This is a genomic window from Neisseria sicca 4320 (assembly GCF_000193735.1).
GTDB lineage: Bacteria > Pseudomonadota > Gammaproteobacteria > Burkholderiales > Neisseriaceae > Neisseria > Neisseria sicca_E.
Genome location: NZ_AEPF01000045.1, coordinates 14,320 through 39,087, shown reverse-complemented (window position 1 = coordinate 39,087; position 24,768 = coordinate 14,320). Strand labels below are relative to the sequence as shown.

24 protein-coding genes and 1 pseudogene are annotated in these 24,768 nt (G+C 54.5%); 16 read left to right on the top strand and 9 right to left on the bottom strand.

The window, feature by feature from the left end; genetic code table 11:
• Window positions 1-44: 44 nt before the first annotated feature.
• Both NSCA4_RS0103620 and purB read left to right on the top strand, forming a co-directional pair.
• Entirely contained in the window at window positions 45-638 is a 594-nt protein-coding gene (locus NSCA4_RS0103620; RefSeq protein ID WP_016686871.1) for a YdcF family protein, read from the top strand.
• Between the two features lie 100 nt (window positions 639-738).
• Entirely contained in the window at window positions 739-2,109 is a 1,371-nt protein-coding gene (purB, locus tag NSCA4_RS0103615; RefSeq protein ID WP_016686870.1) for an adenylosuccinate lyase, read from the top strand.
• A 740-nt stretch (window positions 2,110-2,849) separates the two neighbouring features.
• Here purB and truC read toward each other — a convergent pair.
• On the bottom strand, window positions 2,850-3,557 hold the full coding sequence (gene truC, locus NSCA4_RS0103610) for a tRNA pseudouridine(65) synthase TruC (RefSeq protein ID WP_016686869.1): 708 nt from the start codon (window positions 3,555-3,557) through the stop codon (window positions 2,850-2,852).
• A 206-nt stretch (window positions 3,558-3,763) separates the two neighbouring features.
• Here truC and NSCA4_RS0103605 point away from each other — a divergent pair, with 206 nt between their 5' ends.
• The 6 genes from NSCA4_RS0103605 (at window position 3,764) to NSCA4_RS0103580 (ending at window position 8,222) form a co-directional block, all read left to right on the top strand.
• Window positions 3,764-4,492, top strand: a complete 729-nt coding sequence (locus NSCA4_RS0103605; RefSeq protein WP_009312705.1) for an LOG family protein — start codon at window positions 3,764-3,766, stop codon at window positions 4,490-4,492.
• 216 nt (window positions 4,493-4,708) lie between these two features.
• Window positions 4,709-5,575 (top strand): ribosome small subunit-dependent GTPase A, encoded by an 867-nt coding sequence (gene rsgA / locus NSCA4_RS0103600; protein ID WP_016686868.1) that lies wholly within the window; start codon window positions 4,709-4,711, stop codon window positions 5,573-5,575.
• A 187-nt stretch (window positions 5,576-5,762) separates the two neighbouring features.
• On the top strand, window positions 5,763-6,218 hold the full coding sequence (locus NSCA4_RS0103595; RefSeq protein ID WP_016686867.1) for an HvfX family Cu-binding RiPP maturation protein: 456 nt from the start codon (window positions 5,763-5,765) through the stop codon (window positions 6,216-6,218).
• Window positions 6,219-6,299: 81 nt separating this feature from the next.
• Entirely contained in the window at window positions 6,300-6,596 is a 297-nt protein-coding gene (locus tag NSCA4_RS0103590; protein ID WP_016686866.1) for a hypothetical protein, read from the top strand.
• A gap of 107 nt (window positions 6,597-6,703) precedes the next feature.
• Window positions 6,704-7,546 carry an HvfB family MNIO-type RiPP peptide maturase gene (locus tag NSCA4_RS0103585; protein WP_009312575.1) on the top strand — a complete coding sequence of 281 codons (843 nt, stop codon included), beginning with the start codon at window positions 6,704-6,706 and terminating at the stop codon, window positions 7,544-7,546.
• Entirely contained in the window at window positions 7,536-8,222 is a 687-nt protein-coding gene (locus tag NSCA4_RS0103580) for an HvfC family RiPP maturation protein (RefSeq protein ID WP_016686865.1), read from the top strand. The genes NSCA4_RS0103585 and NSCA4_RS0103580 overlap by 11 nt, the downstream gene beginning before the upstream one ends.
• A 142-nt stretch (window positions 8,223-8,364) precedes the next feature.
• Here NSCA4_RS0103580 and ftsY read toward each other — a convergent pair whose 3' ends face one another.
• Window positions 8,365-9,816 (bottom strand): signal recognition particle-docking protein FtsY, encoded by a 1,452-nt coding sequence (gene ftsY, locus NSCA4_RS12760; protein WP_016686864.1) that lies wholly within the window; start codon window positions 9,814-9,816, stop codon window positions 8,365-8,367.
• A gap of 145 nt (window positions 9,817-9,961) precedes the next feature.
• On the opposite strand from ftsY, the gene msrAB reads away from it, so the two are divergent.
• On the top strand, window positions 9,962-11,530 hold the full coding sequence (gene msrAB / locus NSCA4_RS0103570; protein ID WP_016686863.1) for a bifunctional peptide-methionine (S)-S-oxide reductase MsrA/peptide-methionine (R)-S-oxide reductase MsrB: 1,569 nt from the start codon (window positions 9,962-9,964) through the stop codon (window positions 11,528-11,530).
• Between the two features lie 323 nt (window positions 11,531-11,853).
• On the opposite strand, the gene NSCA4_RS0103565 is transcribed toward msrAB, so the two are convergent.
• Window positions 11,854-12,642: a class I SAM-dependent methyltransferase gene (locus tag NSCA4_RS0103565; protein ID WP_016686862.1), complete on the bottom strand. Its 789-nt coding sequence runs from the start codon at window positions 12,640-12,642 to the stop codon at window positions 11,854-11,856.
• A 54-nt stretch (window positions 12,643-12,696) separates the two neighbouring features.
• On the opposite strand from NSCA4_RS0103565, the pseudogene NSCA4_RS15445 reads away from it, so the two are divergent.
• Window positions 12,697-12,816 (top strand): annotated as a pseudogene (locus tag NSCA4_RS15445) (IS5/IS1182 family transposase); the annotation flags it as partial.
• An 85-nt stretch (window positions 12,817-12,901) separates the two neighbouring features.
• On the opposite strand, the gene NSCA4_RS0103560 reads toward NSCA4_RS15445, so the two are convergent.
• Window positions 12,902-14,401, bottom strand: coding sequence for a DASS family sodium-coupled anion symporter (locus tag NSCA4_RS0103560; protein ID WP_016686861.1), 1,500 nt, complete (start codon window positions 14,399-14,401; stop codon window positions 12,902-12,904).
• 167 nt (window positions 14,402-14,568) lie between these two features.
• Entirely contained in the window at window positions 14,569-15,315 is a 747-nt protein-coding gene (gene bioH / locus NSCA4_RS0103555; protein ID WP_016686860.1) for a pimeloyl-ACP methyl ester esterase BioH, read from the bottom strand.
• 13 nt (window positions 15,316-15,328) lie between these two features.
• Here bioH and NSCA4_RS0103550 point away from each other — a divergent pair, with 13 nt between their 5' ends.
• From NSCA4_RS0103550 to NSCA4_RS0103535, 4 genes are all read left to right on the top strand, one after another.
• Complete coding sequence (locus NSCA4_RS0103550; RefSeq protein ID WP_029609490.1) at window positions 15,329-16,066, top strand: ComF family protein; 738 nt, start codon at window positions 15,329-15,331, stop codon at window positions 16,064-16,066.
• A 64-nt stretch (window positions 16,067-16,130) separates the two neighbouring features.
• Complete coding sequence (gene trmL, locus NSCA4_RS0103545) at window positions 16,131-16,595, top strand: tRNA (uridine(34)/cytosine(34)/5-carboxymethylaminomethyluridine(34)-2'-O)-methyltransferase TrmL (RefSeq protein WP_029609489.1); 465 nt, start codon at window positions 16,131-16,133, stop codon at window positions 16,593-16,595.
• A gap of 147 nt (window positions 16,596-16,742) precedes the next feature.
• The gene (locus NSCA4_RS0103540) at window positions 16,743-17,468 is read left to right on the top strand and encodes a septal ring lytic transglycosylase RlpA family protein (RefSeq protein WP_016686857.1); all 726 of its coding nucleotides are present in this window, start codon (window positions 16,743-16,745) and stop codon (window positions 17,466-17,468) included.
• 131 nt (window positions 17,469-17,599) lie between these two features.
• Entirely contained in the window at window positions 17,600-17,932 is a 333-nt protein-coding gene (locus NSCA4_RS0103535) for a zinc ribbon domain-containing protein YjdM (RefSeq protein WP_016686856.1), read from the top strand.
• 164 nt (window positions 17,933-18,096) lie between these two features.
• Here the strand turns inward: NSCA4_RS0103535 and NSCA4_RS0103530 are convergent, their stop codons facing one another.
• The 3 genes from NSCA4_RS0103530 to NSCA4_RS0103520 all read right to left on the bottom strand — a co-directional run bounded on the left by NSCA4_RS0103530 (window position 18,097) and on the right by NSCA4_RS0103520 (window position 19,807).
• Window positions 18,097-18,615: a c-type cytochrome gene (locus NSCA4_RS0103530; protein WP_016686855.1), complete on the bottom strand. Its 519-nt coding sequence runs from the start codon at window positions 18,613-18,615 to the stop codon at window positions 18,097-18,099.
• Between the two features lie 412 nt (window positions 18,616-19,027).
• Window positions 19,028-19,198: an anti-sigma factor family protein gene (locus tag NSCA4_RS14495; RefSeq protein WP_016686854.1), complete on the bottom strand. Its 171-nt coding sequence runs from the start codon at window positions 19,196-19,198 to the stop codon at window positions 19,028-19,030.
• Between the two features lie 18 nt (window positions 19,199-19,216).
• On the bottom strand, window positions 19,217-19,807 hold the full coding sequence (locus tag NSCA4_RS0103520) for a sigma-70 family RNA polymerase sigma factor (protein ID WP_016686853.1): 591 nt from the start codon (window positions 19,805-19,807) through the stop codon (window positions 19,217-19,219).
• Window positions 19,808-20,010: 203 nt separating this feature from the next.
• On the opposite strand from NSCA4_RS0103520, the gene NSCA4_RS0103515 reads away from it, so the two are divergent.
• Complete coding sequence (locus tag NSCA4_RS0103515) at window positions 20,011-20,277, top strand: DUF3079 domain-containing protein (protein WP_003766405.1); 267 nt, start codon at window positions 20,011-20,013, stop codon at window positions 20,275-20,277.
• Between the two features lie 422 nt (window positions 20,278-20,699).
• Complete coding sequence (gene dinG / locus NSCA4_RS0103510; protein ID WP_016686852.1) at window positions 20,700-22,850, top strand: ATP-dependent DNA helicase DinG; 2,151 nt, start codon at window positions 20,700-20,702, stop codon at window positions 22,848-22,850.
• A 68-nt stretch (window positions 22,851-22,918) separates the two neighbouring features.
• Here dinG and NSCA4_RS0103505 read toward each other — a convergent pair whose 3' ends face one another.
• Window positions 22,919-24,688 carry an acyl-CoA dehydrogenase family protein gene (locus tag NSCA4_RS0103505; protein WP_016686851.1) on the bottom strand — a complete coding sequence of 590 codons (1,770 nt, stop codon included), beginning with the start codon at window positions 24,686-24,688 and terminating at the stop codon, window positions 22,919-22,921.
• Window positions 24,689-24,768: the final 80 nt, after the last annotated feature.

Genomic DNA, 24,768 nt, shown 5'->3' with positions numbered 1-24,768 from the left:
CTGTACAGCCGTGTTCCAACTACTTTCATCATTTTAGGATTCGGATGTTCAAAAAAACCCTCGTTTTTATATTGGTTTTGTTCCTTACCGCCGCGCTTTTGCCGCTGTGGATCATGTGGCGCGATTTTCAGGTGTCGCGGTTGGATGCGGATACGGTGCGTCCTGCGGATGCTGCGGTTGTGCTTTCGACCCGTGCTTATGAAGGGGGTCGTCTGAATCCTTGTTTGGTGGCGCGCGTTGAAGCGGCCGTCGATCTATATCGTGCCGGCAAGGTGAAGAAGCTGGTGATGACGGGCGGAGTCAGCCGTGATTTGCAGTCCTCTGCGGGCAATATGCAGATGATTGCGGAGAAAATGGGCGTACCGAAGGGGGACATTATTCAGGAGCCAGAAGCAGGCAATACGTTTGAGAACATTGTGTTCAGCCGAAAATTTATCGAAAACAGCCCACGCGTCGTCATTGTCAGCGCCGGTTTCCATTTGACGCGGGCGCGGATGATGGCGGACAAGCAGTGGCAGGGACACGATATTCAGGTGTATGCCGCGCCGTTTTGTTCCGAGCCTTACGGCGGTTATGGTTTCACGGTATTGCGCGAGTCGGCGGCGTTTGTCAAAAACGCTTTGAAGGGCAGGTTGTAGTTTCAGACGACCCTAAGTTAATCAGTCAAATCATGTATAATTGCAAACAATTTGACTGTTTGATTTAACCGTTTGACCGACCTACCGACAGGACTCCGACATGATCAACCCTATCGCTGCACTTTCCCCCCTAGACGGCCGCTACGCCAAATCTGTTGAAGCATTGCGTCCGATTTTCTCCGAATACGGCCTGATGAGGGCGCGCGTCAAAGTCGAATTGAGCTGGCTCAAAGCCCTCGCCGCCGAACCGCAAATCACCGAAATTCCCGCCTTCAGCGATTTCACACTTGCCGAAATCGACAAAGTCATCGAAAACTTTTCACTGGAAGACGCAGCCGCCGTCAAAGCCATCGAAGCGACCACCAATCATGATGTCAAAGCCATCGAATACTGGCTCAAAGAACGCTTCGCCGGCGTACCCGAAGTCGCCGCCGCCAGCGAGTTCATCCACTTCGCCTGCACCAGCGAAGACATCAACAATCTGTCCCACGCCCTGATGCTGCAAGAAGCGCGCGAAACCGTCATCCTGCCCAAACTTGCCGAAATCATCGAAAAACTCACCGGCATGGCGCACGACCTTGCCGCCGTCCCCATGATGAGCCGCACCCACGGTCAGCCCGCCACGCCGACCACCTTGGGCAAAGAAACCGCCAACATCGTGTACCGCCTGCAACGCCAGTTTAAAAACCTTCAGGCGCAAGAATTCCTCGGCAAAATCAACGGCGCGGTCGGCAACTACAACGCCCACATGGTCGCCTATCCCGACGTCGATTGGGAAACCCACTGCCGCAACTTCGTCGAAATCAGCCTCGGTCTGACCTTCAACCCCTACACCATCCAAATCGAACCGCACGACTACATGGCTGAATTCTTCCAAACCCTCAGCCGCATCAACACCATCTTGATCGACTTCAACCGCGACGTTTGGGGTTATATTTCACTGGGTTACTTCAAACAAAAAGTCAAAGCGGGCGAAGTCGGCTCATCGACCATGCCGCACAAAGTCAACCCCATCGACTTTGAAAACTCCGAAGGCAACCTCGGCATGGCAAACGCCGTATTGGGTTTCTTGTCCGAAAAACTGCCCGTCTCCCGCTGGCAGCGCGACCTGACCGACAGCACCGTCCTGCGCAATATGGGCGTAGGCGTGGGCTATGCCGTGTTGGGTTTCGCCGCCCACCTACGCGGCCTGAACAAGCTCGAACCCAACCCCGCCGCGCTGGCCGCCGATTTGGATGCCACTTGGGAGCTGCTCGCCGAGCCGATTCAAACCGTCATGCGCCGCCACGGTGTCGCCAATCCTTACGAAAAACTGAAAGACCTGACGCGCGGCAAAGGCGGCATCACGCCCGAAGTGCTGAAAGTCTTCATCGAATCGCTGGAAATCCCCGCCGAAGCCAAATCCCAACTGCTCGCCCTGACCCCCGCGCTGTACATCGGCAAAGCGGAAGAATTGGCAAAACGGATTTGATGCCGTCTGAATGATTTGAGATTGAATCGACACAAAAGGTCGTCTGAAAACCAAAACTGATGGTTTTCAGACGACCTTTTCGTCAAGTAGGCATCGATTCTGGATGAGCCTACCCGTAGCGCGGGTTCTACCCGCGAAACAGATGCAATCACAAATACCCAACTCAGACTGACAGGCGGCAAATCTCGTGGGCAAAGCCCACGCTACGGGGTTCGGCTTATCCACAGCGTATTTTGATTAATCAAGGTCGTCTGAAAACTGGGAAACCTAAGTTTTCAGACGACCTCTTTTCAATCTTAAATCCCACTTCTTAATCAGAGCAGGAAATAGATAAGACACCCTCAAAACAAACCGTGGCGCGGGTTATATAGCAAGCATACTTAACTTTAAATACGGCATATTTTCAAATTCCGTCATTCCCGCGCAGGCGGGAATCCATCGTAAAACCTGAGAAACCTTGATTTAAAAAACAGTTTCTGAATTTCAAAAATAGATTCCCGCCTGCGCGGGAATGACGACGACCGGTAAGTTGCATACCGAAAATAAAGTAATTCAGCTATACCCACAAAATAAATACAAGTACACACACCCGATTTAGACTGACGGACAGCAAATCTCGCGGGCAAAGCCTACGCTACGGGATTTGGTTATCTCAAGCGTGTTTTGATTCATAAAGGTCGTCTGAAAACCGTGTCCGGCTTCGCAGCATAACCAGTCTGCCTGTTGGCGCAACTTTTCACTTACGCTTCAAACATATCCAGCCAAATCCGCCAGCTTGCGTCCGTATCGGCGCAGACGGTCAGTGTTTTGCCGTTTTCGATGCTTTGGAACGATAGGCTGCGGGCGTGGAGCATGAGGCGGGTGGGACCGAGGTGGGCGGCGGTGGCGTGGTTTTGGCGCAGGTCGCCGTAGTTGGTGTCGCCGACGATGGGGTGGAAGATGTGTTTCATGTGGCGGCGCAGTTGGTGTTTGCGGCCTGTGTACGGGATGAGTTCTGCCCACGAGTAGCGCGAGGTCGGGTAGCGGGCGGCGGATTGGAAGGGCAATTCGGTGCGCGCAAGACAGCGGTATTGGGTTTGGGCTTCTTGGAGGGTGGATTCGGTTTGGGATTCGGCGATTTTGTCGGGCTGATATTTGAGCGGGTAGTCGATGAGTCCGTCGTCGGTCAAATAGCCGCGTACGATTGCCCAGTAGGTTTTACGTGTGGTTTTTTGTTCGAACTGCTGCGTCAGCAGGCGGGCGGCTTCGGGGTCGAGGGCAAACAGGAGGACGCCGGATGTGGGGCGGTCGAGGCGGTGGGCGGGATAGACGTGTTGTCCGATTTGGTCGCGCAGGGTCTGCATGACGAACTGTGTTTCGTGGCGGTCGAGCCAGCTTCGGTGGACGAGCATTCCGGCGGGTTTGTTGATGGCGATGGTGCGACTGTCGCGGTAGAGGATGTCAAGCATGGTCTGATGTGGGCACAAATGGGGGATTGTAACGCAAGCGGTCGCGGCTGCGACGGCAATCTTGTCTCTTTTGCGCGGGATGGCGGGCTGAAACGCATGATTCGGTTCAAATAAGGAACACTTGCCGCCATTCCTGCCTGCGTTTTCAGACGACCTTGGGTTCTGTCGGTTACAATGTGGGGATTCAACAAGATGAAGGAAAAACTGTGAGCCTGCTCAAAAAACTGCCCAAACCTATGCTGCCCGATGAGGCGCGCCGCGAAATTCAGGCGCGGGAGTCGTATCATGTTTTGAAGATTATTTCGGAATTTGTCGAGGCGGGCGAGGAGCTGCGGGCGATTCAGCCTGCGGTCAGCATTTACGGCAGTGCGCGCACGCCGGAAAACCATCCCGACTACGAATTTACGCTGCGACTGGCACGCAAGCTCTCAGATGCCGGTTTTTCCGTCATTTCGGGCGGCGGGCCGGGGATTATGGAAGCGGCGAACAAAGGTGCGTTTGCGGGCGCAAGCCCTGCGGTGGGGTTGAATATCGTGTTGCCGCACGAACAAAAAGCCAATCCGTATCAGGATTTGTCCATCAAGTTCCAACATTTCTTCCCGCGCAAAGTGATGTTTGTGAAACACGCGGTCGCGTACGTCGTCATGCCCGGCGGCTTCGGCACGCTGGACGAACTGTTTGAAAGCCTGACGCTGGTGCAGACGGGCAAAACACCCGACCGCCCGATTATCTTGGTGGGCAAGGATTTTTGGTCGGGCTTGTTGGACTGGATACGCAAAGAGCTGCTCGGGCGCGGGCTGATTTCGGAAGCCGATATGGATTTAATCCGACTGATCGACGGCGAAGACGAAATCATCGAAGAAATCTTCGCGCACTACGAAAACCGTTTGGAAGATTTTTCCGAAGGCGTCAACGCGTGGTCGCTCGGCTTGTGATGGGCTGGGAGGTCGTCTGAAAACCTTTCGAATCTCGCGGGATGAGTTGAAATCAAGATAGGCGGCAACGCCGTATCGGTTTCCAGTTAACCCGATATAGAATCGTTTCAGACGACTCAGACGACCCCTGCCTATTTCGGTACAATACCTTTCGCCGCAAGGCAGCCACGCCGCCGCGAACATTCCCTTTATCCACTCCACCCGACCCAACCATTTATGACCGATACCGCCCAAATCATTACCAGCTACGGCCGCCGCTACATCGTGCGCACGCCCGACGGCAAAACCTACGAAGCCAGCACGCGCAAAAAGCGGGTGGATTTCGCCTGCGGCGACCGCGTGCATATCCAAAACATCAACGCCGAACAAGCCGTCATCGAAGACTACCTGCCGCGCGAAAGCCTGCTCTACCGCCAAGACGCTTGGAAAACCAAGCTTATCGCCGCAAATGTTACCCAGCTCCTTATCGTTACCGCCGCCGTTCCCTCGCCCAGCGAAGCCCTGCTGCAACGCGCGCTCCTTGCCGCCGAAGCCGCGAGCATCCAAGCCGTCATCATCCTGAACAAAGCCGACCTGCCCGAAACCGCCCTCTGGCGTGAAAAACTCAAATTCTACGAAACGCTCGGTTATCCCGTCATCGAAACCCGCGCGCTGGAAAACGCCGACATCCTGCGCCCCGTCCTGCAAGGGCATACCAACATCCTGCTCGGACAAAGCGGCATGGGCAAATCCACCCTGACCAACGCCCTCTTGGGCAACCAAACCGCCCGCACCGGCGACATCTCCACCGCGCTCGATTCCGGCAAACACACCACCACCCACGCCCAGCTTTACGATTTAAACGAGGAAACCCAATTGATCGACTCCCCCGGTTTGCAAGAATTTGGGCTGCACCACCTCCAAGCCGCCGATCTGCTGCAATACTTCCCCGACCTGAACCATCTCGTCGGGCAATGCCGTTTCCACAACTGCACCCACCGCGCCGAACCCGGCTGCGCCGTCAAAGCCGCCGCCGAAGCAGGCGAAGCCAAGCCCGAACGCATCGAGTTTTTGCAACGGATAACGGATGAATTGTTGAGATAGGGATAAGCGGTTTGGTCTCGGTAACTAAAACAGGTCGTCTGAAACCTTGAAACCTGTTCTCAGACGACCTTCTGAATATTAATATCGTTATAAAACAATAACAAACAAAATTTTTTCAATTGGCTTGTAAGCATTTTCAAGCTGCCGCGTCTAATCGGGCATGAAATGATTTTATGAAACGGTTATCATGAAAACGAATATCACAGCCCCGTGGCAATCGGCTTTAGGTTTATTGGTTTTGCGCCTGTTTGCCGCTTACGAATTTTGGGAATCGGGCATGCAGAAATGGAACGGCGAAAACTGGTTTGCCGAAATCAACGACCAATTCCCCTTTCCGTTCAATTTACTGCCCGACAGCATGAATTGGAACTTGGCGATGTGGGTGGAGCTGGTTTTCCCGGTTTTGCTGCTTTTAGGCTTGGCAACCCGCCTGTCCGCCTTGGGATTAATCATTGTAACGGGGGTGGCATGGGCGGCAGTCCATGCGGGTGCGGGTTATAATGTCTGCGACAACGGCTATAAAATGGCTTTGATTTACATCGTGGTTTTAATCCCGATTCTGCTTCAAGGCGCGGGCCGTTTATCGCTGGATGCCCTGTTGAAAAAACGCTTCTGCCCGAAATGCCGCGTCGGAAATCAATGAAAAAGGTCGGGGAGCGGACTTTAAACGCGCCAACTTAAATTCTTAATCTGTTTAACTTGATACTTTAAAAAGGAAATCAATATGAAAAAAAATGTAGCCGCTGCCCTTGCAGGTGCTTTGTCTTTGTCTTTGGCCGCCGGCGTTGTTGCTGCCGACAAACCGGTAAGCAGCAAAGCAGGCGTTCAAAAATCTGCCCAAGGCTCTTGCGGTGCGGCTAAAGCTGCCGAAGGTTCATGCGGTGCCGCTGCTTCTAAAGCAGGCGAAGGCAAATGCGCTTCAACCGTAAAAAAAGCCCCCGCTAAAAACGCTAAAGCTGCAAAAGCCAAAGCGAAAGCAGTTGAAGGCAAATGCGGCGAAGGCAAATGTGGTTCTAAATAATTTAGAACCAAAAGCCGCATTTTATTGATAAATGCGGCTTTTTATTTGATTTTGACAGCAATTTCCTACCAAAACCGTCGGAACACCATCCAAAACGGAGCAACATCATGATTCAACACGCAGGCTTAGGCTACCGCCGCGACTTGGCGGAAGACTTCCTCTCGCTTTCAGACGACAGCCCGATACGCTTTATCGAAGCCGCCCCCGAAAACTGGCTGAAAATGGGCGGCAGGGCGCGCAAACAGTTTGACCGCGTGGCGGAACGGCTGCCGCTGGCGTTGCACGGATTATCCATGTCGCTGGGCGGACAAGCCCCGCTGGATACCGCCTTGATAGACGGCATCAAAGAAATGATGCGCCGTTACGATTGCACGTTTTTCTCCGACCATTTGAGCTACTGCCACGACGGCGGTCATCTCTACGACCTGTTGCCGCTGCCCTTCACCGAAGAGATGGTGCGGCATACCGCGCGGCGTATCCGCGAAGTGCAAGACCGATTGGGCTGCCGCATCGCCGTAGAAAACACCTCCTACTACCTGCATTCCCCGCTTGCGGAAATGAACGAAGTCGAGTTTCTCAACGCCGTTGCCCGCGAAGCCGACTGCGGCATTCATCTCGATGTGAACAATATCTACGTCAACGCCGTCAACCACGGACTGTTGTCGCCCGAAGCCTTTTTGGAAAACGTCGACGCAGAGCGCGTGTGTTACATCCACATCGCCGGACACGACGTCGAAACGCCCGAATTATTGATTGATACCCACGGCGCGGCAGTTTTACCGACCGTTTGGGACTTGCTCGAACTCGCCTACACCAAGCTGCCGACCATCCCGCCCACCCTGTTGGAACGCGATTTCAATTTCCCACCTTTTGCCGAACTCGAAGCCGAAGTCGCCAAAATCGCCGAATATCAAACGCGTGCCGGAAAGGAATACCGCCGTGCAGCCTGAGACCTCCGCCCAATACCAACAACGCTTTGCCCAAGCCATACGCGAGGGCGAAGCCGCCGACGGACTGCCGCAAGACCGCCTGAACGTCTATATCCGCCTGATACACAACAATATCCACAGCTTCATCGACCGCTGTTATACCGAAACGCCGCAATATCTCGACAGTGAAGAATGGGGTCGTCTGAAAGAAGGCTTCATCCGAGACGCGCGCGCGCAAACCCCTTATTTTCAAGAAATTGCCGGCGAGTTCCTCCAATACTGCCAAAGCCTGCCGCTTTCAGACGACCTCTTGGCACTGATGGACTTCGAACACACCCAACTGCTCGCCGAAGTCGCCCAAACCGACAGCCAAACCCCGCCCGCCGATTCAGACGATTTGGCGTACACCCTTTCTCCCGCCGCCTTCGTCCGCCGTTACTACTACGATGTTACCGACGAATTGCAGGCGGCGGAAACCGCTGTTTTGGTGTGGCGAGACAGCGAAGACGACGTGATGTACCAAATCCTCGACGATTTCGACGCATTATTGCTGGAAACGCTGGCAGACACGCCCGCCTCCCTGAACGGACTGCAAGCCATGCTGTCAGAATTCATGTCGTCTGAAAACGGCTGGCAGGATGCATTAAGGCAAAAATGGTCGGACTGGCTGGAACAAGGTATTTTGGTTGTTGCATAAGCTGATGGCAATCAAGATTCGCATTTCGAGAACAATGTATTAGTGGGGCTGCCGTATTTGCTAGGGCGGCCTCAAAAAGAAAAAGGTCGTCTGAAAACTTTTCAGACGACCTTCTTGTTTACTGTTTTACCGTGTGGCAGTATCAATCGAGCAACGCGTCCACAAACGCGCGCGCGTTAAACGGGCGCAGGTCGTCTATGCCTTCGCCCACGCCGATGTAGCGGACGGGGACGGGGCGTTCGGAGGCAAGCGCTGCGAGGATGCCGCCTTTTGCCGTACCGTCGAGTTTGGTAACGATTAAGCCGGTCAGACCCAGCGCCTCATCGAAGGCTTTGACTTGGTTGACGGCGTTTTGCCCGATGTTGGCATCGAGGACGACGATGATTTCATGCGGCGCGTCGGGCATGGCTTTTTGCAGCACGCGCTTCACTTTTTTGATTTCTTCCATCAAATGAAGCTGCGTGGGCAGGCGGCCGGCGGTGTCGGCAAGCACGATGTCGATGCCGCGCGCTTTGGCGGCTTGGACGGCGTCAAAGCAGACGGCGGCGGAATCGCCCGTGGTTTGCGAGATGACGGTTACGTTGTTGCGTTCGCCCCATGCCTGAAGTTGCTCGCGGGCGGCGGCGCGGAAGGTGTCGCCGGCGGCAAGCAGCACGGATTTGCCCTGCGCTTGGAAATATTTGGCGAGTTTGCCGATGGAGGTGGTTTTGCCCGCACCATTGATGCCCGCCAGCATGATGACGAACGGCTCTTTCGTTTCGGGCAAGACCAATGGTTTTTCCAACGGCTTAATCAGGTCGTACAAGGCTTCTTTCAATGCGCCGCGCAACTCGTTGCCATCTTTCAGCCCTTTGAGGCTGACGCGGTTGCGCACGTCTTTCATCAGGTATTCCGTCGCTTCCATGCCCATGTCGCTGGTAATCAACACGGTTTCCAGCTCTTCGTATAAATCTTCGTCGATTTGCCCGCCGCCGAACACGCCCGCCAGCGATTTCGCCATTTTATCGCGCGATTTGGTCAAACCTTGTTTCAAACGCGCCGCCCAGCCGAGTTTGGGTTCGGTTTCGGGTGGCTCAGAGGTTTCAGACGACGTAGCGACGGCTGTATTTTCAAGGGTTTGTACGGAATGTCCTTCGGATATTGCAGGCGCGGCTTCAGCTTGGATTTCTACGGTTTCGACAGCTTCTACGGTTTCAGACGACCCTTCGCTGACTGCTTCATGGACGTGTTCGACCGCGGCGGAAACATTCTCGGTAACGGTTTCGCGAGCGGCTTCAACGCACTCTTCCACCTGTTCGACCGTTTCAGACGACGTTTCGCTGACTGCCTCGCGGATGTGTTCGACCGTTTCGGAAACATGTTCAACTACGGTCTCGCGGATTTCTTCGGCGCGCTCTTTTGCGTTTTCTACCGCCGTTTCGACTGCCGCCGTCAGTTCTTCCGCTTTTTCGCCGATGTTTTCCTGAACCGTTTCAAGCGTTTGCGAAACGGTGGTTTCGGCGCGTTCTACGGCTTCGGCGGCGGTTTCCTGAATGCGGGTTTCTTCTTGAGCGGGCGTTTCCTGTTTTTTCTTGCGGCGGAAGAAGCTGAACATTGAATTTTCCTTTTAATTTTAGAAACTTGAAATAGGGCGTATTGTAGCGTATTTTACGCGGCAAGGTCGTCTGAAAATCCAGGCTGTAAGGTTTTGGCATCTTCAACGTCTAATAATACAAACCATCCACACAGGAAACATAGAGATGAAACCCCGTACCTTATTTTCCCTTTGCGCCAAGTTCGGCTGTCTGTTTGCGCTGGGCGCCTGTTCGCCCAAAATCGCCGATGCAGAAGCCGCGACCGTGCCGCACACTTTGTCCACTTTGAAAACCGCGGACAACCGCCCCGCCAGCGTTTACTTGAAAAAAGACAAACCGACACTGATTAAATTCTGGGCGAGCTGGTGTCCTTTGTGTTTGTCCGAATTGGAGCAGACCGAAAAATGGGCGCAGGACAAGCGCTTCAGCTCCGCCAACCTGATTACCGTCGCCTCCCCCGGTTTTCTGCACGAGAAAAAAGACGGCGACTTCCAGAAATGGTATGCCGGTTTGAACTATCCCAAGCTGCCCGTCGTGACCGACAACGGCGGCACCATCGCCCAAAGCCTGAATATCAGCGTTTACCCTTCGTGGGCGTTAATCGGTAAAGACGGCGACGTGCAGCGCATCGTCAAAGGCAGCATCAACGAAGCGCAGGCATTGGCGTTAATCCGCGACCCGAATGCCGATTTAGGTCGTCTGAAAAACGCGTTCTACAAACCCGACACACAGAAAAAGGATTCAAAAATCATGAACACGCGCACCATCTACCTCGCCGGTGGCTGCTTCTGGGGCTTGGAAGCCTATTTTCAACGCATAGACGGCGTGATTGACGCCGTATCCGGCTACGCCAACGGCAAAACGCAAAACCCGAGCTACGAAGACGTATCCTACCGCGACACGGGTCATGCCGAGACCGTCAAAGTCACCTACGATGCCGACAAACTCAGCCTCGATGACATCCTGCAATATTATTTCCGCGTCGTTGACCCGACCAGCCTCAACAAACAAGGCAACGACACCGGCACGCAATACCGCAGCGGCGTGTACTACACCGACCCCGCCGAAAAAGCCGTCATCGCCGCCGCCCTCAAACGCGAGCAGCAAAAATACCAACAGCCCCTCGTCGTCGAAAACGAGCCGCTGAAAAACTTCTACGACGCCGAGGAATACCATCAGGACTACCTGATTAAAAACCCCAACGGCTACTGCCACATCGACATCCGCAAAGCCGACGAACCGCTGCCGGGCAAAAGCAAAGCCGCCCCGCAAGGCAAAGGCTTCGACGCGGCAACGTATAAAAAACCCGGCGATGCCGAACTCAAACGCATCCTGACCGAAGAGCAATACCAAGTTACCCAAAAAAGCGCGACCGAATACGCCTTCAGCCACGAATACGACCATCTGTTCAAACCCGGCATTTATGTGGACGTCGTCAGCGGCGAACCCCTGTTCAGCTCCGCCGACAAATTCGATTCCGGCTGCGGCTGGCCGAGCTTCACCCGCCCGATTAACGCCGCCGCCGTTACCGAACACGACGATTTCAGCTACAACATGCGCCGCACCGAAGTGCGCAGCCATGCCGCCGATTCGCACTTGGGACACGTCTTTGCCGACGGCCCGCAGGACAAAGGCGGACTGCGCTACTGCATCAACGGCGCGAGCCTGAAATTCATCCCGCTGGAACAAATGGACGCGGCAGGCTACGGCGCATTGAAAAGCAAAGTGAAATAAAGATGCGATAACACGAAAGGTCGTCTGAAAACGGCGGGTCGGGTAGGAATGCCCGGCCCGCAAATTTTAGTGAATCGAAATAAGAAACGTGCATACTGCCATTCCCGCTCAGGCGAGAGAATCTAGGCTTCGATTTTCAAAAATGTTTCGCGGTTTCCGTCATTTCAGGCCTCTGGATTCCCGCCTGCGAAAAATGACAGCCGATGGGAAATGGCGTATTGAAAGTTGAATGAATCAGCTAAGGAAGAAAGGTCGTCTGAAAACGTTTTAACGCCATTCGTCAGACGTTTTCAGACGACCTTTCATTTGTTTTGACAAACCGTTCAGCCTTTCGGATAAAACCGCACCACATTTTCTCCTTCGGGCAGTGTCAGTTTCTTCACGGCATGACCGTACACGGTTTCGAGCGTGACGGTCAGACCGCCTTCGGTTTCAAAAATCTTATCCACAAACGCTTCAGCCGCTTGGGCGTCGCTGAATTTCAAGGCGTGCCACAAGCCCAAGGTTTCCATGTCCTGCCGGAACGTCGCCGCTTTGCAGTAGCTCAATTCGAGCTTGGCGGTATCGGTAACAGGGTCGTAGAAACCGTTGTCGGCAAGCATGTCGCCGAGGTCGTGCATATCGATTAAGGTCGGCGTTTCACAGGCTATCCCCGCGTTTTTCAGACGACCTGTCAGCTCGGTCAGGCTGTCGCGGCCGAAATGGGTGAAGAATAATAAACCGTCTGTTTTCAGGGCGTTTGCCCAATTTTTCAGGACGGGCAGGATTTCGTCCGCGCGGGGCAGGCTGAGGTTCGCCCACAACATATCGGCAGCGGCTTCGGGCAGCGGGGCGGTCAGAGCTTGGCAGTGTTGCGGGACGGTTTTGCCGGTGAGCTTTTGCCAAAAACCGCTTTTGCGTGCGGCGGCGGCGGTTTGGAGGAAGTCAGAGCGCGGGTCGTATTCTTCGAATGCCGCGTTCGGATAACGCGCGGCAAGCAGGCTGCGGCTGATGTCCGCGTCCGCGCCGACCAGCAGGACGCGCTTGGGCGCGTGGCGGACGATTTGCAGCCGCTCGTCGGTGTCTTGGGCGAGATGGCGGTGGATTTGCCAGCGTTTGTCTTGGGGGTTCATGTTTCAGACGACCTTTTTCTTCTTTTTTGAAGGGGGGGTGCTTTGTTATAGTGGATTAACAAAAATCAGGACAAGGCGACGAAGCCGCAGACAGTACAAATAGTATGACAAGGCGAGGCAACGCCGTACTGGTTTAAATTTAATCCACTATATTTAGGTTGGCGCAGGTTTGGGGGAAGGTTTCAAACCCAATTATACAAGTTTAAAGACCGGCAGAAATGCGCCTGCCGGTCTTGGGTTGAGCGGATTTCAGACGACCTTACCAATAACCCAAAGCCTTCCACCACAATCCGCCGACAACGATAAATACCAGCAGGTTTACCACGCTCATGACAAAGCCCGCCTTCCACCATTCGCCCAGCGTCGTATAGCCCGAACCAAAAACCACGGGCGCAGTGCCGGTGGCGTAGTGGGTCAGCGTCATCATCAGGCTGGAGGCGGCGGCAAGCATCAGACCGAATCCCATCGGCGGCGCACCTAAAAACAGCCCCGCTGCGTAAAATGCGCCGAACATCGCCGTAATGTGGGCGGTGGTGCTGGCGAACATATAGTGCGCGTACATATAAATCAGCATCAGCAAAGCCGATGCGCCGACCCAGCCCATGCCGGTATTTTTAATGTTGCTGCCCAGCATATCCGAAAACCAGCCGATCAGGCCGAGCTTGTTCAGGAAAGAAGCCATCATCACCAGCGCGGAGAACCATACCACCGTATCCCATGCACCTTTTTCCTTCAAGACATCGTCCCAAGTCAGTACGCCCGACAAAAGCAGCAGCGACAAGCCGATAAAGGCGGTGGTGGTGGGGCTGACGGCGAAAGCTTTGCCGAAAATCATCGCCGGAATGCCAGCCCACAAAATCAGCAATACGGCAAAAATCGCCAACATGGTTTTTTCGCCGCGGTTCATCGGCCCCTGTTCTTTCAGGTGGTCTTTGGCAAACTGCGCCGCGTTGGGTGTTTCCTTGATTTCGGGCGGATAAATGACATACAGCACCAGCGGCATCAGGAACATCGCCACCAAGCCCGGCAGCAGCATCGCCAAAGCCCAAGTGCCCCAGCTCAAATGAATCTCGCTGTTCGTCGCCTTGGCAATCAAATCGACCACCAGCGGATTGGGTGCGGTGGCGGTGATGAACATTGCCGATGAAATCGGATTGCTGTGGTAATTCACCAAAGCCAGATAGCGGCCCATACGACCCTGCGTTCCTTTTTCAGGGTCGGAATCATAGCTGGACGAAATCGCTTTCATCACAGGGTGGATAATGCCGCCGCCGCGCGCGGTGTTGCTGGGCGTAACCGGCGCGAGAATCAGCTCCGACAGTGCCAGACTGTAACCGATGCCCAGCGTTTTCTTGCCAAACACCGAAATAAAATAATAGCCGATGCGCGCGCCCAAGCCGGTTTTCAAAATTCCGCGCGAAATCATAATCGAAATACCGATCAGCCAAATCAGCGGGTCGGCAAACGAACTTAATGCGTCCTTAATCGCCACATCCGCGGGCTTTTTAATCGGATTGCCGTCCGCGCCCAGCTCGGGTACCGTTACCTGCGTTAAAGCCACCATCATCACGGCGATAATCGACAAAGCCCCGATCGGCATCGCCTTGCCGATAATCGCCGCAATCACGCCGACAAACATCGCCAACAAATGCCAAGCCTGCGGCGTCACGCCGTCAGGGACGGGAATCACAAACCAAATCAATAATGCCAAGCCCACCGCAATCGCAGCGGGTATGGGTTTGAAACCGATTTTTTCCATACCGGCACTCCTTTCTAAATAGACAATATATAAATATATAAAAGGCAAACACTACTGCCACTATAACGCCGAGCGGCAATAAATGTAAGTATCGCAGCTTAGGTTTAAATCAAGAAAAGGCGAGTAATTGGATTTACGTCTGCATGGAAATCACAGCAGAAAGCTTTTCAGACGACCTTTTCGACAAAGCCGCGGTAACGTTCGGCAAATTCGTCGGCATGGCTTAAAAACGGGGCGTGTGCCGCTTTTTCCATCAAGACCAATTCGCTGTCCGCCAGATGGCGGTTGAGGTATTCGCCCATGCGCGGCGGGGTGATGGCGTCTTTTTGTCCGAACACCAGAAGCGACGGAGCTTGGATGCTCGAAAGCAGGGGGCGGGCATCGGCTTGGTTGACGGCGTCCAACGCGGCTTGCAGGGCGGGCGGTGCGCCGTGGCGGGAGAGGTCGGGCAGGATGTTGCCGATGATTTCGGCGGCGTTTGGTGTATGCAGCAACTGTAATTGTAGAAACTGTTTGATATGTTTGGCATAATCCTGTCGGAACGCGCCGACCATTTTGCCCAAAGCGGGATTGGACAGGCCTTCGGGATAGTCCGCGTCGGCGGTCAGGCGGGCGAAACTTGCGGTCAGGCAGAGCGAACGGACTTTGTCGGGGCGGCGTGCGGCGAGATGGAGCGCGACCAAGCCGCCGAGCGACCAGCCGAGAATGTGGGCGGGCGCGTCGATTTCTTCGGCGAAGGCTTCGGCAATGGCGGCGATGTTGAAGTTTTCGGCAAAGGGCGCGTCGCCGTGTCCGGGCAGGTCGAGGGCGCGGATGTCCCAATCGGTAGGCAGGCGCGGGATGAGGTCGTCGAAGACGTGGAGGTTCGCTGCCCAGCCGTGTATCAGATAAACTTTTTTGGCGGAGTGCGGCATGGGTGTTTTCTCTATGGATGTGTTTTCTTGGTGGCGCAATGCGGGATGGCGGAACAAAAGCCGTTGCGTATTATGCCACGCCTTGGTTTCAGCGTGCGAAACTCAGCCGTATGGCGGTTTTTGCGACGGTTGCGTGGCGGACTTGGAAGAATTTTTTACGGACGCGGCAAACAGTTGCCCTTTGTGTTTCCGCACTATACAGGGCGGGGCGGTGTGCGGCGGCTGTCAGAAGAAGCCGCCGGCATTTGAGCGGATGTGGGCTTCGCTGTATTATGAGCCGCCCGTCAGCAGTATGATACGCGCGTTGAAGCATTTGGCTGACCTCGGCATGAGCCGTCCGCTGGCGGAACTGATGCGCCGCCATGCGCCCGACTGGCTGGAAACGGAACGTTTCGATTTTGTGCTGCCCGTGCCGTTGAGCAAAGAAAGGCGGCTGCACCGCGGCTTCAACCAAAGCGAGGAATTGGCGGATATTTTGTCCGAACATTACGGCTGGACGCTGCTGCCGAGGCAGACGGTTTTCAGACGACATCGCGAGCCGCAAAGCACGCTGAAAAGCGCAGACAGGGTGCGCAACATAAAAAATGCCTTTGAAATCAATGGTCATATCTCGAAAAACTGTAATATTTTGTTAATCGACGATGTGTTCACCACCGGCTCGACGCTGGACGAATTGGCGCGGACGCTGAAAAAATCAGGCGCGGGCAAGATTTTTTGCTGGAGTTTGGCGCGTCCGCCAATGAAAAAATAGCTTAAAGTTTTTGACACCTACGGAACATTTCGGCATTATGCCGCTCTATAAGTGATTGATTTATATGTTTACCATAGTTTTGTACCAACCCGAAATCCCGCCCAATACAGGCAATATCATCCGATTATGCGCCAACACCGGAGCCGATTTGCATCTGGTCAAGCCGCTCGGTTTTCCGCTGGATTCGGCAAAAATGAAACGCGCAGGTTTGGATTATCACGAGTTTGCAAAACTGACGGTACACGAGAATTTCGAAGATTGTCTCAAAGCCTTGGAAGGGCGCCGCATTTTCGCGCTGACCACCAAAGGCAAAACCCGTCCCGACGAAGTTTCTTTTGTTGAGGGCGATGTCTTTTTGTTCGGTCCCGAGACACGCGGGCTGCCCGCCGAAATCCTCGACGCCCTGCCCGAAGGGCAAAAGCTGCGCCTGCCCATGAAGCCCGGCAGCCGGAGCATGAATCTTTCCAACACCGTCGCCGTGATTCTGTTTGAAGCATGGCGGCAAAACGGTTACGCAGGCGGTGTATAACATCCGCAAGGGAGTCTCCCTGAGCCGTTTGACAAAAACCAAGGCGATACTGTTTAACAGCTTGGTTTTTGTCAAACCGCCAATACGTCGTCTGAAACCGCCTGGGAGCCATCCCGCCGCGTTATCAACTCAAGAACGGACTACGTTTTGACTTTATCTAAAACCACCCTTTTCTCCACCCTGACTGCTGTTGCAATCAGCATCCTTTCCATTCATTCTGCCTCAGCCGACTCCATCGTTCGCGCCGAGAAGCTGCATTCCTCCGCCAACCGCAGCTACAAAGTCGCCGGCAAACGTTACACGCCGATGACCAAAGTATCCAACTTCAGCCAAACCGGCAACGCCTCATGGTACGGCAGCCAGTTCCACGGCCGTAAAACCTCCAGCGGCGAGCGTTACAACATGAACGCCCTGACTGCCGCCCACAAAACCCTCCCCATTCCCAGCTACGCCCGCGTGACCAACACCAAAAACGGTAAAAGCGTCATCGTCCGCGTCAATGACCGCGGTCCTTTCCACGGCAACCGCGTAATCGACGTGTCCAAAGCCGCCGCCCAACGATTGGGTTTCATCAACCAAGGCACAGGACACGTCAAAGTCGAACAAATCGTTCCGGGTCAAAGCGCCCAAGCCTACAACGGCCAAGACATTTTCGTCGATTTGAAATCCTTCGGTACCGAGCGCGAAGCGCAAGCCTATATGAACCAAGCTGCGGTAAACCTTTCTTACGGCAAAATGAATCCGAAAGTTTCCATGGAGAAACGCGACTACGAATACGTCGTCAAAATGGGGCCTTTTACCTCGCAAGAGCGTGCCGCAGAAGCCGAAGCCAAAGCACGCGGTCTGATTCAGGCAGCTTCGCTGTCCCTCTAAGCCGTATCCGTGTTTTCAGACGACCTGTTGCAAGACAGGTCGTTTTGTATTGAATCCTCCGTATAAAGCCGTCGTATCCTTGCTCCCTTTCCCTTATAATCCCCCGCTTCTCAACCAAAGGAATCCCCACCATGTCCCTCCCACCTTGCCCGCAATGCCAATCCGAATACACCTACGAAGACGGCAGCCAATACATCTGCCCCGAATGCGCGTTTGAATGGACGGAAAACGACGGCGAAGCCGCCGAAGAAACCCTGAGCGTCAAAGATGCCAACGGCGCCGTGTTACAAGACGGCGACACCGTTGTCCTGATTAAAGACCTAAAAGTCAAAGGCAGCTCCATGGTTATCAAGCAAGGAACCAAGGTAAAAGGCATACGCCTGCAAGAAGGCGACCACAATATCGGTTGCAAAATCGACGGCAGCGCGATGAATTTGAAATCAGAGTTTGTCAAAAAGTCATGATGTTGGTATAATTGTCTGCTGGTGGGTCGCTAGGCCGACCTGAAAACCGTTTGTAAAGCTACTTGTCTCCGTAAGGGTTGCTTTCAAACGGTTTTCGCTTTTTTAAAGCTGTTTTCCCATAAAAAAACGCACCTTGTTGCAAGGTGCGTTTTGATCGATACGATTTAGAATTTGCCGCCGGATTCATTAACCATGTAATCAACTGCAGCTTTCACTTCGTCGTCGCTCAAACCTGCGTTGCCGCCTTTTGCCGGCATGGTGTTGAAACCTTCGATTGCGTGTTTGTACACGGTGTCTTTACCTTGTTTGATGCGCGGAGCCCAGTCGTCATTTTTACCGACAACCGGAGCACCCGGGATGGTACCGCCGTGGCACATTTTACAGTTGGCTTCGAAAACGGCTTTACCGTCCACTTTGGCTGACGAAGCGTCTGCGGGTTTTTCTTCTGGTTTGGCTTCGGCAGGAGCCGCTTCTTTCACTTCTGATGCAGCTTTGTCGGCAGCAGCTTCTACTTTGCTTGCCGCTTCCTGCGCGGCAGAAGCAATGGCATCAGTAGCAGAGGCCGCAGCTTCCTTAACATCGGAAGCAACGGCGGTAGCCGCTTCTTTAGATTCCTGCTTGGCTTCTTGAGAACAGGCTGTCAGTGCAGCCATCATCATTGCAGCAATTAGTAATTTGTTCATGTCCTATCCTTCTTTAAATTTTCTAGTTAAGGTACTGTTTATAATACAGCTATAAAATATTAACACATATAATATGAACGTTTCCGCCGATGTAATGAACTGTAGTAATGAATATTGTCATAAATCATATTTTGTACTGAAAAATGGATGAAAATGTTGACACCTATACAACCATTCCTATAAAACTTCCAACTTATTGGACGGTTTAAACCTTGTTTGCCATGCTTCAAAATCCGCCTAAATACTGCCGAATTTCAAAAGCCGAGTTTAAAAACCCGGCTTTTTTATGGGTGTTCCGTTTCATAGAAAATTCATCTTCAACCGCGATCAATCCGTGTTTCCTCTTAATGATAAAAGGTCGTCTGAAACCTACATCAGGTTTCAGACGACCTTTTTACCTTATCCGGCAGCCTCAAAAAATCTTTTTCATAGCTTTATGGATGAGGTCGAGTTGTTTTTTATATTCGCGGCAATGGGGGCATATCAGCAGGTGGCTGCCCAGAAAAATGCGTTCGGGAACGGTCAGGCGGGTTTCGTCCTGTTTTTTGGAGAGCAGGTAGGCGACTTTGCGGCATTTGTTCATCGTGGTTTCCTAACTGGCTTAACCGGCATGTTCTGCATTGCCGAACCATTTGATTTGCAGGCATTGGCGCAGGGTTTCGCGGGCGCGGTGCATAATGGTGTGGTAGTTGGACGTGCTGATTCCGCATTGCTCGCGGATTTCATCGGACGAGAAGCCGAGGATTTCTTTCATGGTAAATACGCGGGCGGTGTTTTCAGGCATTTGGTAGAGGCAGGTTTGCAGGATTTCACGAAACTCTTTATTGTCCAACGTTTTTTCGGGCGAGGCCCAAGTTTGCGGATGGCCGTCCGCCGTCCAATGTCCGTCTGATGCAAACCGTTCTTCAAAGATTTCGTCCAACATTTCTTCCGCAGGCGTGGCGAATACTTCGCGCTGCCGTCCGATTTGGCGCAGGCAGTCGGTGATTTTGTTTTTCAGAATGGCAAACAACCAGCTGCCGACTTGTGCATCTCCTTTAAACCCTTCGGCAGCGCGGTAGGCGGAAAGCATGGTTTCCTGCACAAGGTCTTCCGCCAAATCCGGGCGGTCGGGCAATTGGATGCGGGCGAAACGCAGGAGCAGCTTGCGGGATTCGGCAAGCTCGGCGTCAGTCAATTCGGGGAAGGGCATAATGTATTATTATCGAATGAATAGGTACGGATTTTACGCCGATATGGGAAAAGCGTGTGATGAAACAGACGGATGCACAGACTCCGCCTTTCAGACGACCTGATACATTTCTTAACCGTCCAGCGTAAAAAGACGTACAAAACCCAAGCTGCCGCGGTCTAATCATTTATAATTTCATGAAAATAAAACAAGGATTTCACACCATGGCCAAAAAATTTCCCATCTTCCCCAAAGCGCCGGAGCGCATCTGCTGGGGTTGCGACAAATATTGTAAAGAAGACGATTTGCAGTGCGGCAACGGCTGCGAGCGCATCCAGCACCCCATCGAATTGGACGGGCGCGAGTGGTATAAAAAAGGCGACTGGAGCAATTTGTTGAGCGAAGAGCAGCAAATCGAACTGGGCTTGAAAGAAGCGCCCAAACCTGCCAAACCGCATATCAAACTGCCGTTGCGGAACAAAACGGCTTAAGCACTCCGCCAAATTTAAGGGGTCGTCTGAAAACCGAAGGGGCGCAATCATGCGCCCTTATCTTTATTTTAACGATGCACCAACGCAATCGAATCCACCCACGCCGCTACTGTCCATCTCCATAGCAAACATACTTAATTTTAAATACGGCATGTCATCAAATTCCGTCATTCCCGCCCCCCACCTACGCGAGGACAGCCGGTAAGTGCGTATCGAAAATAAAGTAATTTAGCTTGTTCACACGAAGACAGAAACGACAACGGTTCAAAACTCCTATCCCGATACAGCTTCCCTTACCAAAGGTCATCTGAAAACGCAAAAATATGCTTTTCAGACGACCCCTCCCATCTCTCCCGAACCCGTCCGCGAAAAATGCTAAAATAACAAATTCATAAGCAAATCCACCTTTTCAGACGACCTCAATGCTCACCGATTTAGAAAAAAACGCCATTCGCGACCATTACCAAAATATCGGCAAAAACCTGCCCGGTTTCCGTCCGCGCACTTCGCAGCGGGAAATGATTGCGGCGATTGCCAACGCTTTTTCGCGGACCTTGACGCGCGAAGAAGGCGGCGAGCCGCCCAAGCGCGAGGGCGAGAGCATTGCCGTGATCGAAGGGCCGACCGGCGTGGGCAAATCGCTTGCCTACCTGCTGGCGGGCGGCATTATGGCGCAGACGCGCGGCAAGCGGTTGATTGTGAGCAGCGCGACGGTTGCTTTGCAGGAGCAGCTGGTTGACCGCGATCTGCCGTTTTTGGTGGAAAAAAGCGGTTTGGAACTGACCTTCGCGCTTGCCAAAGGGCGCGGCCGCTATCTCTGCCCCTACAAACTCTACCAACTCACACAAAGCAACGCCCAGCAAAACCTGCTCGGCTTCGAAGCCCCCGCCGTGTTGTGGGACAGCAAACCCAAGCCCGAAGAATTGAAGCTGCTGCGCGACATCGCCGACGAATTTTCCGCCCGACGGTTCAACGGCGACCGCGACACTTGGCCGGAAAAAATCGACGACACCATCTGGATGAAGGTGAACAACGACAACTACGGCTGCCTCAAAGCCGCCTGTCCCAACCGCCCGGAATGCCCGTTTTACCTTGCCCGCGACACGCTGGAAACCGTCGATGTCGTTGTCACCAACCACGATTTGCTGATGGTCGACATCAGCATGGGCGGCGGCGTGATTTTGCCCGACCCTGAAAACAGCTTCTACTGCATCGACGAAGCGCACCACCTGCCCAAAAAAGCACTCAGCCAATTTGCCGCCGAGCATTCGTGGAACCAAGCCGTGTGGGCGTTGGAAAAACTGCCGCAGGTTACCGGCAAAATCGCCACGCTCACCGACAAAGGCGAGTTGGCGAACCTTGCCGACGAAGCCGCCGCCGCGCTGCTCGAAAGCCTGCATGAATGGCAGTTCCACCTCGCCGAAGAACCGTCTTTGGGCTTGGGGTCGTCTGAAAACGACAGACGGACAAACAGCGAACCGACTTGGCTGTGGGAAGACGGCAAAATCCCCGAAGGCCTCGAAACCACCGTTTCCAACACCGCCATCGCCGCCCGCAGCCTCTACAAACACATCAACAGCCTCAACGACGCCTTGTCCGCCGCCCGCCGCGACAAAGACCAAAACAGCGCGCAAATCGACCGCCTGAGTACCGAATTCGGCGTATTCCGCGCCCGCGTCGAACAAATCACCGCCACATGGGACTTGCTCTCCACCGTCCCCCTCGAGGGCGAAGAACCGCTGGCAAAATGGATAACCCGCCGCGCCGACGACAAAAACGACTACATTTTCAACGCCAGCCCCATCAGCAGCGCGTCCCACCTCGCCAACAGCCTGTGGCGGAGCGCGGCAGGCGCAGTGTTGACCTCCGCCACCCTGCAATCCTTGGGCAGCTTCAACCTGATCCTGCGCCAAACCGGACTGCAATGGCTGCCTGAAACCACCACCCTTGCCCTAGAAAGCCCGTTTGATTTCGACGCGCAAGGCGAACTCTACATCCCGCCGGTGCACGCCAGTCCCAAAGACCCTGCCGCGCACACCGCCGCCATCGTCGAATGGCTGCCCAAGCTGATTTCGCCCACCGAAGCCATCGGCACACTCGTCCTGTTTTCCTCGCGCAAACAAATGCAGGATGTCGCCCTGCGCCTGCCCGACGACTACCTGCCGCTCCTGCTCGTACAAGGCGAATTGCCCAAAGCCGTCCTCCTGCAAAAACACCACCAAGCCATAGAAGAAGGCAAAGCCAGCATCATCTTCGGACTCGACAGTTTCGCCGAAGGACTCGACCTGCCCGGCACCGCCTGCGTGCAAGTCATCATCGCCAAACTCCCCTTCGCCATGCCCGACAACCCCATTGAAAAAACCCAAAACCGCTGGATAGAACAGCGCGGCGGCAACCCCTTTATCGAAATCACCGTCCCCGAAGCCGGCATCAAACTCATCCAAGCCGTCGGCCGTCTCATCCGCACCGAACAAGACTACGGCCGCGTGACCATCCTCGACAACCGCGTCAAAACGCAGCGATACGGCCAACAATTACTAGCCAGCCTGCCGCCGTTTAAAAGGATAGGTTGAAACCCATAAAAAGGTCGTCTGAAACCTGATTTCCAGTTTCAGACGACCTCTTTTCAAACCCGCATCCGTCAATAAAGCTCTAACGGCACATCCAACAATGCCTGCGCGTTTTCAATCTGCGCGGCGCAGGCGTACACCTGCGGTAGGACGTGGGCGCAATAGACGCGGGCGTTGTGTTGCTGTGTGGCGTAGAAATTGCTGCCGAAGCCGTCGGCGTTGTCCGTTCGGGCGGCTTCGGCGGCAAGGTAGGCGCGGGCGAGTCCGATGGCGCCGAGCGTCAGCCCCATTTGTTGCAGGTAGGCGTTGGACGCGGCGGCGGCGAGGGCGGGACGGTCGGCGTATCCGACCATGCGGGCGATGCTTTGTTCCGCCGTTTCAATGGCTTGCGCCAGTTGCTGCGCGGCGGCAGGTTCGGCGGCGGCGAGTTTGTCCGCCAGCTCTTTGCCTTCGGCGAGCAGCTTCAAGGGCAGTGCGCCGTTTTTGCCGGTGGTTTTGCGCCCTGCCAAATCGGCGGCCTGTATGCCGTTGGTGCCTTCGTAAATCGGCGTAATCCGCACGTCGCGCAGGTATTGCGCCACGCCGCTTTCTTCGACGTAACCCGCGCCGCCGTAAATCTGGACGGCGAGGTTGGTCAGGACGACGCCGTTGTCGGTCGGCCAGGCTTTGACGATGGGAATCAGGAAATCCAGTTCGCGCTCTGCTTCTTTGCGCAATACGTTGTCGGGGCAGGCGGCGGCAAAATCGGTCAGGGCGGCGGCGCGCAGATAGAGGGAGCGTTGGGCGGCGAGCGTTGCCTTTTGTATCAACAACATACGGCGCACGTCGGGATGGCGGATAATCGCTACGTCGTCTGAACCGTCCGCCTCGTCGCGTCCCTGCACGCGCTCTTTCGCATAGGCGAGCGCGTTTTGGTAGGCGCGTTCGGCGACGGCGTGGCCTTCGATGCCGACGTTCAGCCGCGCGGTTTTCATCATGGTAAACATATACGCCAAACCCTTGCCCGCCCTGCCGACCAGATAGCCTTCGGCGTTGTCGAACTCCATCGTACAGGTCGGGCTGGCGTGTATGCCGAGCTTGTGTTCGATGCCGATGGCGCGCACGCCGTTGCGTCCGCCCAAGCTGCCGTCCGCGTTCACCAAATATTTCGGCACGATAAACATCGATACCCCCTGCACGCCCGGCGCGGCATCGGGCAGGCGCGCGAGCACCAGATGGACGATGTTTTCCGTCATTTCCTGATTGCCCCAAGTGATGAAGATTTTCTGACCGCTGAGGGCATACGCGCCGTTTTCCTTCGGCACGGCGCGGGTGGCGATGTGGTTCAAATCCGAACCCGCCTGCGGTTCGCTCAAATTCATTGTTCCCGCCCATTCGCCGCTGCACATTTTCGGCAGGTAGATCTGTTTCTGCTCCTCGCTGCCGTGTTTGAACAGCGCGTCCACCGCCCCCAGCGTCAGCATCGGCATCAGCGACAGGGCAAGGTTGGCGGCGCACCACATCTCTTCACACGCCGCCGACACGACCACCGGCAGCCCCTGTCCGCCAAACTCCGCCGGCGCGCGCAAACCCGCCCAGCCCGCTTCGCAGAAACCATAGTAGGCACGCGCCAAATCGGGATGGGTCGTAATCAGGTCGTCTGAAAAACCCGCGCCGTGCAAATCGCCGGTGCGGTTGGTGTCCGCCCATTGCTCCGACGCAAACCGCGCCGCCTCGTCCAGCACCGCATCCACCGTTTCCGCATCCAAACCTTCCGCATGGGGCAGTTGTAAGATTTCGTCCAACCTGCCGTGCACGCGGATGCCGAAACGCAATTCGTTTACAGGGACCGTGTAGATCATGGAATTTCTCCGAAGTGAATGATTTGAAATGGATTTGGGATAAATTGGTATAGTTATACTAATCCTAAACTACAGGTTTG

What these genes read in the sequence shown, in the direction of transcription:
- NSCA4_RS0103620 (WP_016686871.1), top strand. Translation starts at nt 45, where the DNA reads ATGTTCAAAAAAACCCTCGTTTTTATATTGGTTTTGTTCCTTACCGCC.
- rsgA (WP_016686868.1), top strand. Translation starts at nt 4,709, where the DNA reads ATGACCGATACCGCCCAAATCATTACCAGCTACGGCCGCCGCTACATC.
- NSCA4_RS14495 (WP_016686854.1), bottom strand. Translation starts at nt 19,198, where the DNA reads ATGAACAAATGCCGCAAAGTCGCCTACCTGCTCTCCAAAAAACAGGAC.
- NSCA4_RS0103520 (WP_016686853.1), bottom strand. Translation starts at nt 19,807, where the DNA reads ATGCCCTTCCCCGAATTGACTGACGCCGAGCTTGCCGAATCCCGCAAG.
- NSCA4_RS0103590 (WP_016686866.1), top strand. Translation starts at nt 6,300, where the DNA reads ATGAAAAAAAATGTAGCCGCTGCCCTTGCAGGTGCTTTGTCTTTGTCT.
- trmL (WP_029609489.1), top strand. Translation starts at nt 16,131, where the DNA reads ATGTTTACCATAGTTTTGTACCAACCCGAAATCCCGCCCAATACAGGC.
- purB (WP_016686870.1), top strand. Translation starts at nt 739, where the DNA reads ATGATCAACCCTATCGCTGCACTTTCCCCCCTAGACGGCCGCTACGCC.
- NSCA4_RS0103560 (WP_016686861.1), bottom strand. Translation starts at nt 14,401, where the DNA reads ATGGAAAAAATCGGTTTCAAACCCATACCCGCTGCGATTGCGGTGGGC.
- NSCA4_RS0103505 (WP_016686851.1), bottom strand. Translation starts at nt 24,688, where the DNA reads ATGATCTACACGGTCCCTGTAAACGAATTGCGTTTCGGCATCCGCGTG.
- truC (WP_016686869.1), bottom strand. Translation starts at nt 3,557, where the DNA reads ATGCTTGACATCCTCTACCGCGACAGTCGCACCATCGCCATCAACAAA.
- bioH (WP_016686860.1), bottom strand. Translation starts at nt 15,315, where the DNA reads ATGCCGCACTCCGCCAAAAAAGTTTATCTGATACACGGCTGGGCAGCG.
- NSCA4_RS0103530 (WP_016686855.1), bottom strand. Translation starts at nt 18,615, where the DNA reads ATGAACAAATTACTAATTGCTGCAATGATGATGGCTGCACTGACAGCC.
- NSCA4_RS0103535 (WP_016686856.1), top strand. Translation starts at nt 17,600, where the DNA reads ATGTCCCTCCCACCTTGCCCGCAATGCCAATCCGAATACACCTACGAA.
- NSCA4_RS0103595 (WP_016686867.1), top strand. Translation starts at nt 5,763, where the DNA reads ATGAAAACGAATATCACAGCCCCGTGGCAATCGGCTTTAGGTTTATTG.
- NSCA4_RS0103550 (WP_029609490.1), top strand. Translation starts at nt 15,329, where the DNA reads ATGGATGTGTTTTCTTGGTGGCGCAATGCGGGATGGCGGAACAAAAGC.
- msrAB (WP_016686863.1), top strand. Translation starts at nt 9,962, where the DNA reads ATGAAACCCCGTACCTTATTTTCCCTTTGCGCCAAGTTCGGCTGTCTG.
- NSCA4_RS0103585 (WP_009312575.1), top strand. Translation starts at nt 6,704, where the DNA reads ATGATTCAACACGCAGGCTTAGGCTACCGCCGCGACTTGGCGGAAGAC.
- NSCA4_RS0103565 (WP_016686862.1), bottom strand. Translation starts at nt 12,642, where the DNA reads ATGAACCCCCAAGACAAACGCTGGCAAATCCACCGCCATCTCGCCCAA.
- ftsY (WP_016686864.1), bottom strand. Translation starts at nt 9,816, where the DNA reads ATGTTCAGCTTCTTCCGCCGCAAGAAAAAACAGGAAACGCCCGCTCAA.
- dinG (WP_016686852.1), top strand. Translation starts at nt 20,700, where the DNA reads ATGCTCACCGATTTAGAAAAAAACGCCATTCGCGACCATTACCAAAAT.
- NSCA4_RS0103515 (WP_003766405.1), top strand. Translation starts at nt 20,011, where the DNA reads ATGGCCAAAAAATTTCCCATCTTCCCCAAAGCGCCGGAGCGCATCTGC.